This is a genomic window from Acinetobacter sp. Ver3 (assembly GCF_000632455.1).
Classification (GTDB): Bacteria; Pseudomonadota; Gammaproteobacteria; order Pseudomonadales; family Moraxellaceae; genus Acinetobacter.
This window is the reverse complement of record NZ_JFYL01000134.1, coordinates 1-2408: the sequence shown is the minus strand read 5'-3', so window position 1 is coordinate 2408 and position 2408 is coordinate 1. Positions and strand designations below refer to the sequence as shown.

Below are 2408 nucleotides of genomic sequence, written 5' to 3'. Positions count from 1 at the left end.
AGAAGAAAGCTAGGAGTGAGCGAAAGATATATATTCCGCCTTCTCAGGTATTTATATCATCTAGAACAGGTCAAGCACTTCATTATAGGACATTTTCTAATCAGCTTAATGCAAGATGGAAGAAAGCCGTGGAAAATGGGAACCTCACTAAAAATCAATATGTATGGGTACATGGATTAAGACATAGATTTGCCACAGATAAGCTTAAAGAAATAACTCACTTAAAACATGTGCGTGATCCTCGACAAGTTACAAAGACACTAACAAGACATGCACATGCTTCTACATTAGATATATACACTGCAGGTGTTTATCTGGAAGATATGTATGACTAAGTTAAAACGTGAACCACTAGTATTACAACATCCAGAAAAAAATGCTGTTCTAGACTTTCCAAAATTAGAAATTACAGTTGAAAGTAAGACGTTTGATCTTACTCATCTCGCTAGCCTAGCAAATATTTACGAAATAGTTGGAGTTCTAAAAAAATATTTAAAATACCAAAGGAAAGCTATTTTTGTCTTTCATGAGCTGAGAAAATTGCTGGAATTTTTTTTAGAGAATGGGGGGGTAATAGATGAATGTACACTTACCAGATATAGGTTTTTTTTAGATACTTGTGAAGAACTTGTATTGTCTACTAAGTATCAAAAATTTTTACGAGCTACTGGCTTTATTAAACTTTTAATTAGAGAGGATATTCTTGAAGATTTTCCAATTCCTCTCGGCTTTGAAAATATTGAGAAAGATCATAAAGAAACTTTTTGTGAAATAGCAAGAAGCTATATTGAAGATGACAATAACTTTAATAATCAAGATATACAAAATATAGTAGATTATTTTGATTTAGATAATTTTCAGGCTAAGACTATAATTTACAATTTAGGTGCAATAGATCTTATTCATCAAAAAGCAGTTAATGAAATAAAAAAATGGGAAGAAGATTGGGATAAAGTAGAGAAAATTATTGAAAAACTTAAAGGTAAAGATTTAGATGAGCTTAGATGTATTAGGAACTTTACAAATGAATTTCCACTGCGTGAAAGAAGTTTAGAAGAAGCATTGCAAATATTATATTCAAAATTTGGAAATAATATTCCAGCGGTTAAATATTGGCCTAAAGGTATGAGTGATTTTTTTCGCTCTAAAAATTGGAAAGCTAGCCGAGTTAAAGAACTATTAAACAGAAATTCTAAAGACCCTAATGATTTAAATATATTGAATAAAAGTTTAAAAAATTTATCACCTGAACTTCAAGAAAAATTAAATAACGTTGGAGATTATTATATTGATTCAGATGATAGAGATCCTAGAAGTATTGAATTAGCATTGTCTATACTTTACGCAAATTATGGTCGTATTTTGCCTGAGTCGAGAAAATGGCCAATTGGTTTAGGTGACTATTTAAAATATAGAAATTGGAATAGTAATCGCGTTCTTTCTGCATTCTTCCCAACCCCATATACATTGACTCCTTTTATTGTAGGTTTACTATCTCATATAGATATCGCTCCAAATGTAGATTCAGTAGCTTTTTATACATATCTAAAAAGTTTTAGGCCTAGTAAAGAAAAAGGAAAAATAAATATCTTTATGGATAAAAAAAGGTCAACACCAATCAATAGAGATTTAAATGCAACTGATCCTATGATTGAATTATGTTTGAAGCATTCGAAAAGAATGTCATCATTACTGGAAAGTATCGATCCTGAAGAGACAAAAAAAATAATTCTTCAAAAGGATATCCCTTTATTTTTGCAACGCTGTAATAAAAGCAGCAGAAGAGATATTCATACTTTAGACCCATCTACTGTTGTAGATATCGTTAAGAGGTTTTTAATTGATTTATCAAAAGATCAACCTTGTATTTTACCTTTAGCTCAAGGTGGTTGTTCTGGGCAAAACTTTAGACCGACCATAGGTTTAATAAAAATACTGACTGGAAATAGCATAACATCAGTACAGAAATTATTTAATCATAAGAATTCTTCTACTACTAGACTTTATACTGATAGGTTGTCAACTCAGGCAATTATATTTAGCAAATCTAAAAAATTTCAAAAATTTCTTGTTGAAAACTCATTTAATATAGAATCTTATGATACTAAGAAATTAATAAATACATTGACAGATCATCCTACAGATGAATGGGTTAGTTGTGATGCCAAAAGAATCTGGTTTAAAGATAATGAGATAATCGCAGAGTGGATTGCTTGGGAAAAAATTATTCGTGAATCTGAAGAGGATTTGAAGTTTGAAAATCCAAATAGATGGGAAAAATATTGGCTACCAAGATTAGTTAAATACCAAACTCTATTGGGAAATGTTCTAGCATCAGATAAAAAAAATGCTTTAACGATTGCTAAAAATATTAAGCTTCCGCCTTTGTCTTAAGAGAGTAATATGAT

General features: G+C 30.3%; 1 protein-coding gene and 1 pseudogene. Both read left to right on the top strand.

Going from position 1 to position 2408, the window contains the following annotated elements:
• Positions 1–335 (top strand): annotated as a pseudogene (locus CL42_RS17315) (site-specific recombinase); the annotation flags it as partial.
• Complete coding sequence (locus tag CL42_RS15840) at positions 328–2394, top strand: hypothetical protein (protein ID WP_035270832.1); 2067 nt, start codon at positions 328–330, stop codon at positions 2392–2394. The pseudogene CL42_RS17315 and the gene CL42_RS15840, both read left to right, overlap by 8 nt.
• The last annotated feature ends 14 nt before the right edge of the window (positions 2395–2408 follow it).